The sequence below is a fragment of the Mesorhizobium shangrilense genome (genome assembly GCF_028826155.1).
GTDB lineage: Bacteria > Pseudomonadota > Alphaproteobacteria > Rhizobiales > Rhizobiaceae > Arvimicrobium > Arvimicrobium flavum.
On the sequence record NZ_JAQGPN010000001.1, the window covers coordinates 3,524,837 to 3,540,915 of the forward strand.

At 63.3% G+C, this 16,079-nt stretch carries 17 protein-coding genes and 2 tRNA genes; 7 read left to right on the forward strand and 12 right to left on the reverse strand.

Annotated features, from left to right (window positions below; translation table 11 throughout):
* The 4 genes from PD284_RS17030 to PD284_RS17045 all read right to left on the reverse strand — a co-directional run bounded on the left by PD284_RS17030 (position 1) and on the right by PD284_RS17045 (position 4,714).
* Positions 1–1,191 carry an amino acid ABC transporter permease gene (locus tag PD284_RS17030; protein ID WP_274629354.1) on the reverse strand — a complete coding sequence of 397 codons (1,191 nt, stop codon included), beginning with the start codon at positions 1,189–1,191 and terminating at the stop codon, positions 1–3.
* A gap of 106 nt (positions 1,192–1,297) precedes the next feature.
* Positions 1,298–2,326: an amino acid ABC transporter substrate-binding protein gene (locus tag PD284_RS17035; protein ID WP_274629355.1), complete on the reverse strand. Its 1,029-nt coding sequence runs from the start codon at positions 2,324–2,326 to the stop codon at positions 1,298–1,300.
* Positions 2,327–2,756: 430 nt separating this feature from the next.
* The gene (locus PD284_RS17040; protein ID WP_411956275.1) at positions 2,757–3,740 is read right to left on the reverse strand and encodes an amino acid ABC transporter substrate-binding protein; all 984 of its coding nucleotides are present in this window, start codon (positions 3,738–3,740) and stop codon (positions 2,757–2,759) included.
* A gap of 122 nt (positions 3,741–3,862) precedes the next feature.
* Entirely contained in the window at positions 3,863–4,714 is an 852-nt protein-coding gene (locus PD284_RS17045; protein WP_274629357.1) for an MBL fold metallo-hydrolase, read from the reverse strand.
* Positions 4,715–4,961: 247 nt separating this feature from the next.
* Here PD284_RS17045 and PD284_RS17050 point away from each other — a divergent pair, with 247 nt between their 5' ends.
* Positions 4,962–6,131 (forward strand): cystathionine beta-lyase, encoded by a 1,170-nt coding sequence (locus tag PD284_RS17050; RefSeq protein WP_274629358.1) that lies wholly within the window; start codon positions 4,962–4,964, stop codon positions 6,129–6,131.
* 60 nt (positions 6,132–6,191) lie between these two features.
* Here PD284_RS17050 and PD284_RS17055 read toward each other — a convergent pair whose 3' ends face one another.
* The 6 genes from PD284_RS17055 to PD284_RS17080 form a co-directional block, all read right to left on the reverse strand.
* Positions 6,192–6,512, reverse strand: a complete 321-nt coding sequence (locus tag PD284_RS17055; protein WP_274629359.1) for a cupredoxin domain-containing protein — start codon at positions 6,510–6,512, stop codon at positions 6,192–6,194.
* An 11-nt stretch (positions 6,513–6,523) separates the two neighbouring features.
* Positions 6,524–7,048, reverse strand: a complete 525-nt coding sequence (locus tag PD284_RS17060) for a DUF4142 domain-containing protein (protein WP_411956225.1) — start codon at positions 7,046–7,048, stop codon at positions 6,524–6,526.
* A 94-nt stretch (positions 7,049–7,142) separates the two neighbouring features.
* Positions 7,143–7,832, reverse strand: coding sequence for an RNA polymerase sigma factor (locus tag PD284_RS17065; protein ID WP_274629360.1), 690 nt, complete (start codon positions 7,830–7,832; stop codon positions 7,143–7,145).
* Between the two features lie 95 nt (positions 7,833–7,927).
* A complete protein-coding gene (locus PD284_RS17070; RefSeq protein ID WP_274629361.1) occupies positions 7,928–8,626 on the reverse strand; it encodes a CBS domain-containing protein in 699 nt (232 codons plus the stop codon).
* Positions 8,619–9,149 carry a hypothetical protein gene (locus tag PD284_RS17075; protein ID WP_274629362.1) on the reverse strand — a complete coding sequence of 177 codons (531 nt, stop codon included), beginning with the start codon at positions 9,147–9,149 and terminating at the stop codon, positions 8,619–8,621. The genes PD284_RS17070 and PD284_RS17075 overlap by 8 nt, the downstream gene beginning before the upstream one ends.
* Positions 9,150–9,402: 253 nt before the next feature.
* Positions 9,403–10,248, reverse strand: coding sequence for a LysR family transcriptional regulator (locus PD284_RS17080; RefSeq protein ID WP_274629363.1), 846 nt, complete (start codon positions 10,246–10,248; stop codon positions 9,403–9,405).
* Between the two features lie 114 nt (positions 10,249–10,362).
* Here PD284_RS17080 and PD284_RS17085 point away from each other — a divergent pair, with 114 nt between their 5' ends.
* The 3 genes from PD284_RS17085 (at position 10,363) to PD284_RS17095 (ending at position 13,359) form a co-directional block, all read left to right on the forward strand.
* Positions 10,363–11,028 (forward strand): 5-formyltetrahydrofolate cyclo-ligase, encoded by a 666-nt coding sequence (locus PD284_RS17085; protein ID WP_274629364.1) that lies wholly within the window; start codon positions 10,363–10,365, stop codon positions 11,026–11,028.
* A gap of 90 nt (positions 11,029–11,118) precedes the next feature.
* The gene (ctaD, locus tag PD284_RS17090) at positions 11,119–12,687 is read left to right on the forward strand and encodes a cytochrome c oxidase subunit I (RefSeq protein WP_274629365.1); all 1,569 of its coding nucleotides are present in this window, start codon (positions 11,119–11,121) and stop codon (positions 12,685–12,687) included.
* Positions 12,688–12,753: 66 nt separating this feature from the next.
* The gene (locus PD284_RS17095; protein ID WP_274629366.1) at positions 12,754–13,359 is read left to right on the forward strand and encodes a Tim44/TimA family putative adaptor protein; all 606 of its coding nucleotides are present in this window, start codon (positions 12,754–12,756) and stop codon (positions 13,357–13,359) included.
* 24 nt (positions 13,360–13,383) lie between these two features.
* Here PD284_RS17095 and PD284_RS17100 read toward each other — a convergent pair whose 3' ends face one another.
* Together PD284_RS17100 and PD284_RS17105 are read right to left on the reverse strand one after the other, a co-directional pair.
* On the reverse strand, positions 13,384–13,740 hold the full coding sequence (locus PD284_RS17100) for a DUF488 domain-containing protein (protein ID WP_274629367.1): 357 nt from the start codon (positions 13,738–13,740) through the stop codon (positions 13,384–13,386).
* 4 nt (positions 13,741–13,744) lie between these two features.
* On the reverse strand, positions 13,745–14,731 hold the full coding sequence (locus tag PD284_RS17105; RefSeq protein ID WP_274629368.1) for an XdhC family protein: 987 nt from the start codon (positions 14,729–14,731) through the stop codon (positions 13,745–13,747).
* A gap of 416 nt (positions 14,732–15,147) precedes the next feature.
* On the opposite strand from PD284_RS17105, the gene PD284_RS17110 reads away from it, so the two are divergent.
* The 3 genes from PD284_RS17110 to PD284_RS17120 all read left to right on the forward strand — a co-directional run bounded on the left by PD284_RS17110 (position 15,148) and on the right by PD284_RS17120 (position 15,738).
* Positions 15,148–15,224 (forward strand) — tRNA-Pro (locus PD284_RS17110).
* A gap of 112 nt (positions 15,225–15,336) precedes the next feature.
* Entirely contained in the window at positions 15,337–15,642 is a 306-nt protein-coding gene (locus PD284_RS17115) for an ETC complex I subunit (protein ID WP_274629369.1), read from the forward strand.
* A gap of 19 nt (positions 15,643–15,661) precedes the next feature.
* Positions 15,662–15,738: transfer RNA gene (locus tag PD284_RS17120), tRNA-Arg, on the forward strand.
* Positions 15,739–16,079 lie beyond the last annotated feature (341 nt).

Consider the following 16,079-nt stretch of genomic DNA (forward strand, 5'->3'; position numbering starts at 1 on the left):
TCATCTCTCCTTGAGAGCCATCTTCGAGTTGAACCAGTTCATGAACAGGGAGGTCAGCAGGCTCAGGCTCAGATAGACGACCATGAATATGACCACGACCTCGATCGCCTGACCGGTCTGGTTGAGGATGGTTCCGCCGATCGCATAGAGATCGGGATAGCCGATCGCCACCGCCAGCGACGAGTTCTTGGTCAGGTTGAGATACTGGCTGGTCAGCGGCGGGATGATGATGCGCAGCGCCTGCGGAATGACGACCAGACGCAGCGCCGGTCCCGACCTCAAGCCCAATGCCGACGCCGCCTCCGTCTGTCCACGGTTCACGCCCAGGATGCCGGCGCGCACGATCTCGGCGATGAACGAGGCGGTGTAGAGCGACAGGGCCAGGAAGAGCGACAGGAACTCCGGCTTCACATTGATCCCGCCGCTCAGGTTGAACGTACCCTTCTGCGGAAGTTCGACGGTGACCGGAAATCCCGCCAGCAGGAAGCCGAGCAGCGGCATGCCGACAATCAGCCCGGCAGCAGTCAGGAACACGGGGAACTGCTGCCCGGTCGCCGCCTGCCGCGCCCTGGCGCGGCGCGCGACGAAGATGCTGAGTGCGATGCCGACGGCGAGGCCAGCCAGGATGAGCCAGGCGCCCTCGCCCCAGATCAGGCGCGGAAAATAGAAGCCACGGACGTTGAGATAGGACCCGAGCGGAAGCGCGTAGCTGTCGCGTACGGCCGGCAGCAGCGCCAGCACGCCTTGGTACCAGAACAGGATGACGAGCAGCGGCGGAATGTTGCGGAACAGCTCGACATAGACAGTGGCGACCTTCCGAATCAGCCAGTTGTGCGAAAGCCGCCCGATGCCGACCAGGAAACCGACGATCGTCGCCGTCACGATCCCGGCGAGCGCGACCACCAGCGTGTTCAGAATGCCGACGACCAGGGCCCGTCCGTACGACGAGTCGGACGAGTAGGCGATCAGCGTGTCCGCAATATCGAAGCCGGCGCGGCCCCTGAGAAAATCGAAGCCCGTCGAGATGTTCGAACGCCGCAGGTTTTCGATCGTGTTGTCGACGATCCACCAGATGCCCATCGCCAGCAGCGCCACCAGAACGATCTGGAATGCAATGCCTCGGGCGCGGGGATCGTAGAGCAGCGAACCCCTGGAAGGTTGGCCGACATCGGTTATGTCATGCGTCGCCATAGGGTTCCTCTTCCCATGACTTCCCGCTTGCGGACGGATACTGCTGACCCACCGCCTTCAAGCAATAAGGCCGGAGGGGATCCCCTCCGGCCGTTCTCAGGGCCGATCAGCGGATCGGCATGCCGTATTGCAAGCCGCCCTTGGTCCAAAGGGCGTTGATGCCGCGCGCAATCTTCAGCGGGCTGCCGGAGCCGACGTTGCGCTCGAAGATCTCGCCGTAATTGCCCGTCGCCTTGATGATATTGACGACCCAGTCGTTGGTCAGGCCCAGATCGGTGCCGATCTTGGTCTCGGCCTCAACGCCGAGCAGGCGGCGGATGTCCGGGTTCTCGGAGTTCTTCATCTCCTCAACATTGGCCTGCGTCACCCCGGCCTCTTCAGTGTTGAGCAGCGCGTAGTAGGTCCACTTGACGATGTCGAACCACTGGTCGTCGCCCTGGCGCACGGCCGGCCCGAGGGGCTCCTTCGAGATGATCTCCGGCAGCACCACGTGATCGTCCGGCGCCGCCATCTGGAGCCGCACCGCATAGAGGCCCGACTGGTCGGTGGTGTAGGCGTCGCAACGGCCGGCGTCGTAAGCCGCGTTCGCTTCCTCGAACTTCTCGAAGACGACGGGGTTGTACTCCATCTTGTTCGCCTTGAAGTAGTCGGCGAGGTTGAGTTCCGTCGTGGTGCCCGACTGCACGCAGACCGCGGCGCCGGAGAGCTGCAGCGCGGAGTTCACGCCGGGCAGCTTCTTCGCATTGATCATGAAGCCCTGGCCGTCATAATAGGTGACGCCGCCGAAGTTCAGTCCCAGCGCGGTATCGCGGTTGATCGTCCAGGTCGTGTTACGCGACAGGATGTCAATTTCGCCCGACTGCAGAGCGGTGAAGCGGTCCTTGGCGCTGAGACCGGTGAACTTCACCTTCGTGCCATCGCCGAAGATGGCGGCTGCGACCGCACGGCAGAAGTCGACGTCGAGGCCGGTCCACTCGCCCTTGTCGTTTGGCGCAGAAAACCCGGCGAGGCCGGTGTTCACGCCGCACTGGACAAAGCCCTTCGCCTTGACGTCGTCAAGCGTCGCCGCGGAGGCCGCCGACGCGGCGAAGCCCAAGCCCGCGACGGCGAGAATCCCTGTCAGAATTTTTTTCATGTCCCTCTTTTCCCTTTTCGAGTTCTTTTATTCCCAGCCCAGCCTGGTTCCCTGGAGGCGCGCCTCATGATGAAGCCCGGGAGCGCCCGAACGATGCCACGGACGCTTCTGCCTCCCCCAAGTCAGAAACGGCATCGAAGGCGATTATTGTTTCTGGGTCAAGTGCGAATGGTCCAGCGCCTGCACTGCATTTCAGTATTTTGTTCCAGCGGAACGAGAGCGGAAGACGACGATATGGGGCCGCCCTTATTCAAGGCAGTTCATCGCATCAACCTGCAGATATTCTGTCGTGAAGAGCCGCGTGCGCGTCAAAACGATTCATCGCGATCTGTGCATTTGCGCTCGGCGGTAGAGCAAGCGACCAGCTGGAAGCTGTGAAGAAAAAGCCGGCCGGGGAGCACTATCCTGGCTCCCCGGCCGATGTCTCCGATCAGCGGATCGGCATGCCGTACTGCAGTCCGCCCTTGGTCCAGAGCTCGTTGACGCCGCGTGCGATCTTCAACCTGCTGCCCAAACCGAGGTTCCTCTCAAAGATCTCGCCATAGTTGCCGGTGGCCTTGACGATATTCACGACCCAGGCGTTGTCGAGGCCGAGGTCGGCGCCGATCTTGGTCTCTGCCTCGACGCCGAGCAGACGACGAACGTCCGGATTCTCAGACTTCATCATATCGTCGACATTTGCCTGGGTGATGCCCGCCTCTTCCGTGTCGAGCAGCGCGTAGTAGGTCCACTTGACGATATCGAACCATTTGTCGTCGCCTTGGCGAACAAGCGGTCCCAGCGGCTCCTTTGAAATGATTTGCGGCAGGACGACATGATCGTCCGGGTTGCTCAGTGCGAGACGGATACCATAGAGACTTGCCCCATCGGCAGTGAAGGCGTCGCAACGGCCGGCGTCATATGCCGTGTTGGCTTCTTCCACCTTTTCGAAGACCACAGGATTGTAGTCCATCTGGTGGGCCTTGAAGTAGTCGGCGAGGTTCATCTCGGTTGTCGTGCCAGACTGCACGCAAACCGCTGCGCCCGAGAGCTGCAGCGCCGAGGTGACGCCCGGCACCTTCTCGGCGTTGACCATGAAACCCTGGCCGTCATAGTAGGTCACGCCCGCGAAATTGAAGCCAAGCGCGGTATCCCGGCTTAGCGTCCAGGTCGTCTGGCGCGACAGAAGATCCACCTCGCCAGACTGCAGGGCGGTGAAACGATCCTTGGTGCTGAGCGGGGTGAATTTCACCTTGCTTCCGTCGCCGAACACGGCCGCCGCCACGGCCCGGCAGAAATCGACGTCGAAGCCGACCCAATCGCCCTTGTCGTCAGGCATCGAAAAGCCGGCTTGCGACGTGTTGACGCCGCATTGCACAAAGCCCTTTTCCTTTACGTTTTCGAGCGTGGCGGCCGAAGCGGCGCCAGCTGCCATCACGAGCGCGGTCGCCCCAATGACTATCTTCAATTTACTCAATTATTCCACTCCGTTATAAATTACCGCCTGCTAGCGAGATAGCAACGCCTTCGAAATGATTTATGTCAGGAAAATTTATTCTAACACGATACTGACAAGAGATCATATCCGATAATAACTTCCCCCGAAAAATCTCTCTGAACGTCCCTGCGCATTTCTTCCAGGATCTCGGGAGGCTTAATTCGAGGATGAGTAAGAACCAGCTTGCGAACACCAGCCTTTGTGGCGATAGCGCCTGCGGTGTCAGCAGAGGCCAGCGTGTATTTCGCGATGCGCTCCAAATGCTCGCCCACGATCTCGGAGCGCGCCAGATAGCAACACTGGACGAGGATGTCGGCGCCGGCTGCAAGTCGTTGCAGCCCCTCGCAATCGACGGTGTCGCCGCTGAAGGCGATCACGCCGTCGTCACACTCAAACCGGAAGCCGAGGCAAATCCATCGGCTTCTGAATGCATCAGAGAAAGCCAGGCCGTCGCCATGGTTCATCCTGTCCGCATAGATGCGATAGCGGTCAGTTTCGCACACCAGGCCCGAAATGACTTCCGTCACGGGCGTCGGTGGAAAGGTTCCATGCACAGGCTCTCCGGTGACGCGGAACTCGATATCCTTGTCGTAGACCTGCGTGAGCAGGACATCGACGATACGCCTGGTTTCAGGTGGACCATAGATATCCAAGGAGCCGGTGCGCCCGGACAGCCATGACGTCAGGATCACGTCATGCAGCTCGCCTATATGGTCGTAGTGATGGTGGGTGATGAGGACGGGATTGACCTGATCGATCGGAAAACCCAGCTTCGTCAACTGCCGAACGACGCCGCGGCCGGCGTCGATCAGTATCGCGTCACTTCCATAGCGGATCAGCAGACTGGTGCCGCCGCGCAGCGCTTCCGGCCTCGGCGTACCCGTTCCCAGCAATGTCACCGACGGCTTCATGCCCCCTCCCCGAAGACACGGTCAAAGCTCCGTGTGCAAGTGGTGGTCACCCAACCGGACGAGCCTCCCGTAGCGCCAGAACGCGATCTATACAAATGCCTGCAATGCGCAACCTGCAATGCGCGATAGCGATGACGCGATGGTGGACGAAAGTGACAGACAGTCATCTCTGTCTGGCTCAAACCGGTCCGGTTGCAGCTAGTGCCCAGCCGTTCTAAGGCTGACAGTGATCCAATCGAGGGCAATCATGGCAGACGGAAAACTGGGGCTGAACACACAGCTCGCCCACATAGGCAACAACCCGCGCGATTTCTTCGGATTCGTCAATCCGCCCGTGGTGCATGCCTCGACCGTGCTCTACCCGGACGCCAAGACGATGTCAGAGCGCAACCAGAAATACACCTACGGGACACGGGGCACGCCCACGACCGACGCGCTCGCCAATGCGATCAACGAACTGGAGGGATCGGCCGGCACGATCGTCGTCCCCTCCGGCCTCGCGGCTGTCACGGTGCCGTTGCTGTCCTTCCTTGCGGCAGGCGACCATATCCTGCTCGTGGATTCGGTCTACGGCCCCACCCGACACTTCGCCGACACCATGCTGACGAGGCTGGGCGTCCAGGTCGAGTACTACGAGCCCCACATCGGTGCGGGCATCACCGGCCTGCTCAGGCCCAACACGAAGGTCGTGTTCACCGAGTCCCCCGGCTCCAACACCTTCGAGGTCCAGGACATTCCCGCTATCGCGAAAGCCGCCAGGGTGGCCGGCGCCATCGTCATGATGGACAACACCTGGGCGACGCCGCTCTATTTCAGGCCGCTCGACCACGGCGTCGACATCTCGATTCACGCCGCCACCAAGTATCCGGCCGGACACTCCGACGTTTTGATCGGCACCGTCTCGGCCAACGAAACGCACTGGAAAGCGCTCTATGAGGGTTTTGTGACCCTCGGAACCTGCTCCGGACCGGACGACGTCTACCAGACTCTGCGCGGGCTGCGGACCATGGGCGTTCGGCTGGAGAGGCATCAAAAGAGCACGCTCGAGATTGCAGCCTGGCTTGAGGGACAGAAGGGCGTGGCGCGCGTCCTTCACCCCGGTCTGCCGAGCCACCCCGATCACGCCCTATGGAAGCGCGACTTCACTGGTTCCAGCGGCATCTTTTCGATTGTCCTCGACGGCGGCGGAAAGCCTCAAGCGCATGCATTCCTTGACGCGCTCCAGACATTTGGGCTCGGCTATTCCTGGGGCGGGTTCGAAAGCCTTGCGGTCCAGGTATTCCTGGGCGACCGCACCATTGCGAAGGGCCAATACGAAGGCCCCCTCCTGCGCCTCCAGATCGGGCTCGAGGACGTCGACGACCTCAAGGCTGACCTGACTAGGGGCCTCAACGCCGCCGCAGCCGCCGGAGCATGAAGCTGAGCCGGTCGCAAAGCTGACGTGCCTTGCGACCGGCATGACACGAAGACGGGCCGATCAGGAGGGGTCGACTGTCAGGCGCGCCTTCATGTTGGGGTGGAAGCGGCAGTAGTAGGCAAAGTCGCCGGGCGCTTCTACGATGAAGCTCCCCGTCTTCTTCGCCGGGATCATGACCTCCCAGCCGTCCTTTACCGTAGCAGTGTGCGCCAGGTTATCCTTGTTTATCCATTCGATCGTGTCGCCGACCTTGGCGCTGACCTCCGCCGGCGAGTAGACAAGCTTTTCAATGGTGATCTGGATGGTTTCGGCCTCGGCCGGAACGACGCCCGCGGCGAGCACGAGCATCAGCGCCATCCCCAGGCATCGTCTCTGGATCATGATCCGATGCCCTACTTCAGGTCTGCCGCAACGTGCTCGGCGTGTTGCTGGTGCCCCTGGAACAGCTTCAACCCCGTCTCAAGCAGACCCTTGAGCTCGGCGTTTTCGGCCGACGGGATCAACAGGGTTTCAAGGGCTCCATTGACCTGTTTGTGGTAGGCGACCTCGTTGTCGATATAGGCCTTGTCGAATTCGGCGCCGTCGAGCTTGGCGAGTTCGGCGCGCTTGGCCTCCGCCGCCTGGCTCAGCGATTTGCTGGTGTCGTTGTCCTCGGGCGTCACGTTGAGCTTCTTGACCAGATCGAGAGCCTGCACGTTCACCGCCTCGTGGTCGCGCACCATACCCTCGGCGAACTCCACGACCTCCTTGGTCTTGGATTTCGAGATGGCGAGCTTGGCGGCCTCGACATCGATGACGCCCGCCGTATAGGCGATGTGCGCGATCTGCGGATCGGTGGGCTTGTCCGCGGCGCCGGCCGGCGCGGCGATGGACAGGGCGCAAAGGGTCGCCGCGGCGACCATCGTACGAAAGAGCATAAGGAACCTCCTTGGCCGACGCGGGAGTGCGCCGGACATCGCTTGGATTTACGTTCATTGGATGCCGGTGGACGGCAAACGTTCCCGGGAAAAATCAGTCCGGGAAACCGAGCCGCCGCATGACGGCGGACGTCAGCCGCTCGCACCGCCGCCCCGCAAAGGGGAACGCGTCCAGCAAGACCGGACCCATCTCTGCCTCCAGCCGCTCGCGGACGAGATGCCGCGCCCGGTGCAGCCGCGTCTTCACCGTCCCCTCGCGAACGCGGAGCAGCTGGGCCGTCTCCTCGATCGACAGGCCCTCGATGACCCGCGCCACGAAGACCGCCCGGTAAGCCAAGGGCAAGGAATCGGTCGCCCGCTCGACCAGTTGCAGGATCTGACGCTGAGCCATCGTGCGTTCCGGATCGTCGTTTGCGTGCGGGAACTGGATGATCTCGGCTTCGAGGAGCCGATCGCCTGAATACCCGACTTCGGGCCGCCTTCGCCGCTTGCGCAGCCGCCCGAGCGCCTCGTTGATGACAATGCGGGTGAGCCATGTGGCGAGGGTCGAATCGCTGCGGAATCCGTCGAGATGCGTGAAGGCGAGCACGTAGGCTTCCTGGACGACATCCTCGGCCTCGCGATCGTCGCGGACGATGCTGCGCGCGGTGCGGTAGAGCCGCTGGTTGCACATCTTCATGATCGTGCGGAAAGCGCCGCCGTCGCGTGCCCTGGCGCGCCGCACAAGGTCCGCATCGCTCGAAATGACATTCGCTCCGGGTATCGCCGTTCGCGCAGCACGCATGAGCCGTCTCCTCATTCGGCTATTGGAGTACCTTCGCGGAAAAAGGTTTCCGCATCGATGCCATTCGTTGCGGCTGCGCCGCGCGGCGCGGAGAGTCAGACTGCGCTGTGGGCCAGATCGATGAGGACGCGCCGGTCGTCGATGCCGCGGACGCCGGCGACATTCTCGGCGAGGATCCGGGACGCCCTTCTCTCCTCGTCGGACTGGCACGCCCCTCTGAAGGCGACGACGCCATCCTTCACCAGGACGTCGGACGTCCCCACCGAGGCCCAGGTCTCGCCGCGCATGGCGTCGATCACGTCACGCCTTATATCGCGGTCGTCACGCGCGGGCATTGCGGGACTGGCGTTTCCTGCCGCCGCAATGGCCCGGACAAGACTTGCACGGCTGAACAAGCCCACCAGTTCGTCGCCGCGCATGACGGGAACCCATTTGATCCGCTTGCGCTCGAGGAGGTCGACAATCTCGGTGACCGGCGCCCCTTCCTGAACGGTGAAGACGTGCGACGTCATCACGTCGGCCACGTGGGTCGAGTGCGATTTGACATATTCCGTCGCCAAGGTCGCATTGTCGGTGATCAGGCGCAGCCACCAGGCACGCTGACGCAGCGCTGTCCCGATCTCGGCCCGATGGATGAGATCGCCTTCAGTGATGATCCCCACGAGCCGCTTCCCGTCCAGGACAGGGAGCGCGCCCACGTCGTGGGCGACCATGAGGTCGGCGGCTTCGCTCATCGTGCTGTCGGGAGCGACGCTCACGACACGCGACGTCATCAGGTCCCTCGCTTCAAGCATCGCATCCTCCTTCCCGCAGGTTGCGCGAACGGGTCGCTTCCCGGTCAGGCGACGGGACAGCGTCCGCATAATACTGGATGGCCCGGTAGAATTCCTTGGCGTGAAAAGCGAATGCTTCCACGTTGCCGGCATCGCCGGAGTAGATTCCCAGCTCGCTGGCCTTGCGGAAGAACCAGTGCGCCGGAATTCCCGGCTCGAGCGTGCTCACGATGAGGGCGGACAGGAAGGGCCTGCCCTCGCCTGCATCCTCCTCCATCATCTCCTCAAACGCCCGCTCAAGCGATCCCTCCGAGCGCGCGGAAGCGCGGTCTATCCTGCCGACGAGCGCCGACCGCGTTATCGGCGACCGTGACGCGGCGTGCCTGAGCAGTTCCCGGCGCAAGGCGAGCTTGACGCGCTCTGCGCCTGCCTGATCGTCGCGGCGCTGCTCGACGTCGGCCGCATCTGCAGCGGTCCTTGCGTTTCGGGGATTGCGGCGCGAAGCGACTTCGCTCAAGCCGCCATGCGGCTGGTCCATAGTCACGGCAAGCTCCCTCGGATGCCTGCGCGACACATCGCGGGACCTCGGTCCCGGCGTCAGACTCCAGCGATCGGCATCCGATGCTGTCAACTCGATGCAATCGAGAATGGCGCTGGGTTCAGCGCAATGCAAACGAATTTTCCGTGGGTTTCAGCGCAAATAAATTGCACTGATCCGCATCCTGCACGCCAGGGTCGAACGATTCTCGCCGACGCGACCCTAGGCTCGATGCCTCTCACATGACGCCGAGGTCCGCCTACGCGGTAACGACCTCCTTCAGCCCGCGCAGGGCCTCCTGGAGTTCCGGACGCGCCTCGCCGCCCTCCGGATAGACCGCGTAGGCGGGATAGGTGAATTCGGGCGCGCCAGCGACCACCTCCAGGTCCCCGGCCTCGATGTAAGGCGCCGCCGCCCCCTTCCTGAAATAGCCCATGCCGCCCACCCGCAACACGTAGCTCAGCCCGAGCGGGCCCAGCCCGACCGACAGCCCCGGCTCCCCCGCCCCCTCGCGAAAGTCGTGCTGCGCCGTGAAGCTCGGACCCCAGTCCACGTGGACATAGTCGCGCGTGCCGTGCGGCTCGCCGCCATTGCCCGGCGTCCGCACGAGGATGAGTTGCTCCTCTTCCACCAGCTCCACCTTGAAACCAGGCAGAAGCTTCGGCGCATAGAGGACGGCGATGTCCAGAATCCCTACCCTCAATTGCTCGACCAGTTGTTCGGGAACACCGACATGCGCGCGGATGGCGACCTCGGGACTGGCCTGCTTCATCCAGACAAGCCAGTCGAGAAGCAGCGGGTTCCACAGGCTCAGCTCACCGCCCAAGGCTATGACGCTCGTCCGCCCCGACGGAATGGCGAGCTGATGGCGCGCACGCTCCCAGATCTGGACGAAGGACTGGGCGTAGCGTTCGAAGTCGCGGCCGGCGGACGTCAGCTGCGCGCCGTTGCGATTGCGGATGAAGAGCTGCCTGCCCAGCTCGTCCTCCAAGGTACGTATCCGGGCGCTGACCGTCGTCTGGGTGACGTGAAGCCGGTCCGCCGCTCTTAGAAAGCTGCCGGAGTGCACGATCTCCAGGAAGGTGCGGGCACGATCGATATCCATTCGCCCCCCGAGTTAGATGCAAAATTATTGCATCTATCGAGCATTTAATTCCGTTTGCCTTCCGTTATCAAGCGGCGCACCTTCCCGCCGTCGCAATAGAACGGCACCACGCACATGGCGATCGACGACAACGACGCGGAACCGGCACTGGGCGAGTACGCCTCGCCGCCCTGTTTCATGCACGAACTTTCTCCCGACTATCGGCCCGACGCGGCGCCTTCCGACGCATGGGCCGACGTCGCCCGCTGGCGCAAGGCGGAACGCCAGCGTCTGATCGAGGAACGCCTCGCGGTAGACGTGGACGAGCGCAAGGCGAGGTCGGAATGCATCGCCGCCAGGCTTGACGCCGCCATCGGCAGGATCAGCGGGCGCATCGTCTCCGCCTACTGGCCGTTCCGCGGCGAGCCAGACCTGCGCAACTGGTCGATCAAGGTCATCGAGCGCGGCGGCCGCATCGCGTTGCCGGTGGTCATCCGCAAGGGCTGGCCGCTCGAGTTCCGCATCTGGGCGCCCGGCGACCCGCTGGAGCGCGGCGTCTGGAACATCCTCGTTCCCTCTCACGGCCCATCGGTGCAGCCGGATGTCGTCGTCGCGCCAGTCGTCGGTTTCGACGCGGCGAACTACCGCCTGGGCTATGGCGGCGGCTTCTTCGACAGGACGCTTGCGGCCATGACCAACCAACCGCTCACGGTGGGCGTGGGCTTCGCCGGAAGCCGTCTCCGGACGATCTACCCGCAGCCGCACGACATACCGATGAGCGCGATCGTGACGGACGAATAGCGAAAGCGCGGGCAGGGCAAAGCGTCCTTTCCGGGCGACGTCCACACGCCAGACGCCGCTCTGCCTGCGCGCATTGATGCAGGTGGTGACATGGCCGATGCCGAAGCGCTGGCGGGGAATGCAAAGCCCCGCTTCCTGGTACGATGGCTTTTCTCGACGAACCACAAGGACATCGGGACGCTCTATCTACTGTTTTCGGCCACCGCCAGCCTGCTCGGGACGGCGCTGTCGGTGGGCATCCGAATGGAGCTCCAGGAACCTGGGCTGCAGATCTTCACCAACCCCGACGCCTACAACATGTTCGTCACCTCGCACGGCCTGGTGATGATCTTCTTCGTCATCATGCCGGCGCTGATCGGAGGCTTCGGCAACTGGTTCGTACCGATCATGATCGGCGCGCCCGACATGGCCTTCCCGCGCATGAACAACATCTCGTTCTGGCTGCTCGTCGTCTCGCTGTGCCTGTTCGTCATATCGATGTTCGTTCCCGGCGCGCCGGGCTCCCACGGAAGCAGCGGAGGGTGGACGCTCTACCCGCCCTATTCGACCAACGGCCAGCCTGGCCCCGCGGTGGACCTGGTCATCCTGTCTATCCATCTCTCGGGCGCGTCGTCGATCCTCGGCGCGATCAACTTCATCACCACCATCTTCAACATGCGGGCGCCGGGCATGACGCTGCACAAGATGCCGCTGTTCGCATGGTCCATGCTTGTAACCGCCTTCATGCTCCTGATTGCCCTGCCGGTGCTTGCCGGAGCGATCACCATGCTCCTGACCGACCGCAACTTCGAGACGACATTCTTTGCGCCGTCAGGCGGCGGCGACTCGATCCTTTACCAGCACCTGTTCTGGTTCTTCGGGCACCCTGAAGTCTACATTATGATCCTGCCGGGGTTCGGCATCGTCAGCCACGTCATCTCGACCTTCGCGCGAAAACCCATCTTCGGCTATCTTGGCATGGCCTATGCGATGGTGGCCATCGGCGGGATCGGCTTCGTGGTCTGGGCCCATCACATGTTCACCGTCGGCCTGTCGGTCGGGTCGCAGCGCTATTTCGCCTTCGCCTCGATGGTCATCGCGGTGCCCACGGGAGTAAAAGTATTCTCCTGGCTTGCCACGATGTGGGGCGGGTCGATCGAATTCAAGACGCCGATGCTCTGGGCGACCGGCTTCGTGCTGCTCTTCACCATCGGCGGCGTCACCGGCGTAATGATCGCCAATCCGGGCGTGGATCGGCTGCTGCACGACACCTACTACGTGGTGGCGCATTTCCACTACGTGCTGTCGCTCGGCGCAGCATTCGCCATCTTCGCGGCGTTCTACTACTGGTTCCCGAAGATGACCGGCTACATGTACAGCGAGACGCTGGGCAAGCTGCATTTCTGGCTGATGTTCATCGGGGTCAACCTCGTCTTCTTCCCGCAGCATTTCCTCGGGATGGCAGGCATGCCCCGCCGCTATGCCGACTATCCGGACGCATTCGCAGGCTGGAACTTCATCTCGTCGATCGGCTCCTACGTGGCGGCGGCGGGCGTGATCGTCTTCCTGATCGCCGTCGCGGAGGCGTTTGCCCGCAGGCGGGCGGCTGGCGCCAATCCGTGGGGCGAAGGCGCGGTCACCCTCGAATGGGCCCTGTCGTCGCCGCCGCCATACCATTAGTTCAGTTCCCTGCCCCGGATACGCTGACCGGGAGAGCTCCCTCCCCGGCCGGATTGCGAGATCGACATGAATGAAGCAGCCGACGTCACAACAAGCCTTCCGACACTGGTCCTTCTGGCCTTCTGGTGGGCGTTCGTCTCCATCTTGAGCGTCTTGTCGTCCGGCGCCCACCCCGAGAGCCCGGACATGGCAAAACCGGCCGGCGCCGCGAAGACGGACGACAAGCGCGCCGCAAGTCCGCAATCCCGGAACATCCGTGAGGCCGACCCCAGTTTCGATGAGAGAATGTTCCTGGAGGGTGCTGCGAAAGCCTACGAGATCATCCTCAACGCCTTCGCCACCGCGGACGTCGCCGCACTGCGCCCGCTCCTGGCGCCGGACGTACTGGCCGCCTTCGAGGTAGCAATCACCGAACGCAAGGGGCGGCAGGAGGCGAGCCAACTCAGCTTCGTACGCCTGAAGGACGCTTGCATCGAAAGTTCGTCAGCGGCCGCGGAAGGCATCGAAGTCACCGTCCGTCTCGCGGCGGAGATCATCAGCGCAACGCGCTCCGCCTCAAACGAGGTGGTGGACGGAGATCCCGATCGGATCGTCGCGACGCATGATCTGTGGACGTTCGGCCGCAGACGCGGGGACAAGGACTGGCGCCTGGTCGCCACGGACGAAGCATGAGCGGCTGCGCCGGCGCAACTCCCTTCAACGACGACGCGATGTTTCGCCAAGGACGTCCCGGAGCACCACCGCATTGTTATGTTCGGTGTCGGCGGCCGCGTACAGAAGTGTCGCGGACTTTCCATGAATGCGATCCGACAGGGCTTCGATCGCCGCGCTGTTCTGCCTGAGTTCAGCCTCGTAGCGACTGCGAAACTCCCCCCATTTCTTCGGGTCATGGCCAAACCAGCGGCGCAGCTCCGCCGTCGGCGCGATCTCCTTCGGCCAAAGATCGACGCCGGCCTTCGTCTTCCGCAACCCGCGCGGCCACAGGCGGTCGACGAGGATGCGCAGACCGTCCTCCGGCGCAGGCGGTTCGTAGACCCTCTTCAGGCGCAGCATCGCATCACCCCCCTTCGAGAGGCAGCGGGATAGGCGCCATCCAGTCCAAGGTGCGGGGCGCCTCGGCTGCACGCTCGGCGGCCACCGCCTCCGCCAGAATCGACAATGCGAGATCGGCGGCGCTGCGAACACCCGGCAACAGGCCGGCCGGCCCTCTGATCCGGCCGATCTGCGCCGCACCCAAGCCCATCGACCGCAGCGCCGCCAGCCGCTTCCGGTGCGTTTCCCGACTTCCCATCGCCCCGATATAGAAGGCGTCCGTCCGAAGCGCCGCCGGAAGCAGCGAACTCTCCCAGTCGTGGTCATGAAATACCAAGGCGATCGCCGTCCGCCAGTCGGCCTCCACGGTCGCCGAGCCGGGACTGGTCAGATGCCGGGTCTGGGCCTGCGTCGCGTCGACGGCCTCCAGCGTCGCCGCGTCGTGGGAATGGAGAAGCACTTCGAAGCCGCTTCGCGGGGCGAGCCTTGCGAGGTGAACCGCGACGGGCCCCGCGCCGAGGACCGCAAGCCGGCGGCGCGGCAGATAGGACCGCAGGAGCGAAGAAGCGCGGTTGGCGTCCGTTCCCGGATCACTGGCTTGCAGCGGAACCGCCATCGTTGCCGGGAGGCGCCGGGCCAGCCGCCGGTCGATCGCCTCCAACTCTTCACGTGACCGTCCGACGTCGAACATCAGTTCGATTGCACTTCCGCAGGGAAGACTGATGTCAATGTAGCGCGAGCCACGGCCATAGCGCACGCGGCGGTTGCGATCCGCCCTGATTGCGGCAACCGCCTCCGCCGCGACCGCCCGCTCGATGCAGCCCCCCGACAGATAGCCGACCCAACTGCCGGATTCGGAGACCGCCATCTGCGCGCCGATCGGCCGGGGCGACGATCCTTCAACCTCCACGAGGGTGACGATGGCAACCTTCTCGCCCGAACGCATCCGCTCGATGGCGAAACCGAGCACATAGTCGTCAAAGCGATCCCAGGACCCATCCGCCAGCCTCATGCCCTGCATCTCCATGACGCCGCTGCCGCAGCGACAACCGCAACAGGCATTTCGGACATGGCGGGCGACCTCCGCATGAGCGCCAGCCGCCCCCTACGAACCCAAGCAATCGGGAGCAGGCCGTCGCATGCCAGTATCGGGAGCAGCGGGATCGGCGGCAAATGAAATAAAATCAGTGCTCCACGCAAAATTCTTGCACTGAAGAACGCTGCGCCGCGGCATGTCAGTGGTCCCCCGCAGGCGAGACAGGCGCGCCGCGTTCAGGCCCGGCCCCAGGCTCCCCTGGATCGGGCGGTCCCAAGTGTGACCTTTGGTCACGAAGACCGCTTGCCCCCGACTTTCCCGCACTTTCGGTCGCCGCGGCGCGAATTCGTCCTTGCGTGGAAACTGTCGGGACTATAGGGGTTCGGGCGCCTCGGAGTGTAGCGCAGCCTGGTAGCGCACCTGATTTGGGATCAGGGGGTCGCAGGTTCGAATCCTGCCACTCCGACCACTCCTTAGCCCCCCGTCGGCACGGGCTCGCCACATCGGGACTATTGACCATCGGGGCCGAGTGCGCGAAGGCTCGCGCGCCATAACGTTCGAACCAGCCAGGGAACATCTGCATGTCCGCCCGAATCTACAGCCCCGCCAAGACCGCCATGCAGTCCGGCAAGGCAAAGACCGGCCATTGGGTTCTGGAGTTCGATCCCGAGCAGCGCCGCAAGATCGACCCGCTGATGGGCTACACCACGTCGGGCGACATGAAGAGCCAGATCCGCCTAACCTTCGAGACGCGCGAGGAGGCTGTCGCCTACGCCACGCGGGAGGGCATCGCCTTCCGTGTCCAGGAACCGAAGGAAGGCAAGCGGCGGCAGATTTCCTATTCGGATAATTTCCGCTATGACCGCAGGACGCCCTGGACGCATTGACGCCAGCGCAAAGCAGTCCGGTCCCGTAGCTCAGCTGGATAGAGCACCGGCCTTCTAAGCCGATGGTCGCAGGTTCGAATCCTGCCGGGATCGCCAACTTTTCAATGAGTTAGCCGATCCAACAAACAAAAGTTCCAACTCCTCGGAAGCGCGAGTTGCACCCTTCGTCCAGGCCAACGGCGACGACCTCGTTCTCGGATACGACTGGAAGAACGGTTCCTTGAGGCTGCGACCCGCCGACTGCGCCATTGCGTGATCCGGTCGGCATGCACGTCAAACTGCCGGGAGAGTTCCGCCAGGAGTCTTCCTCCTTGATCGCGGTCCAGCCACCTTTGCCTTTAAAAAATGGGTGTGATTGCGGCGGGCTCGTATCGTCAGGCTCGCTCCTGTTCGCGACCATACTGGCGGCCATCAGGCACATAATCCGCTTGTGCAAC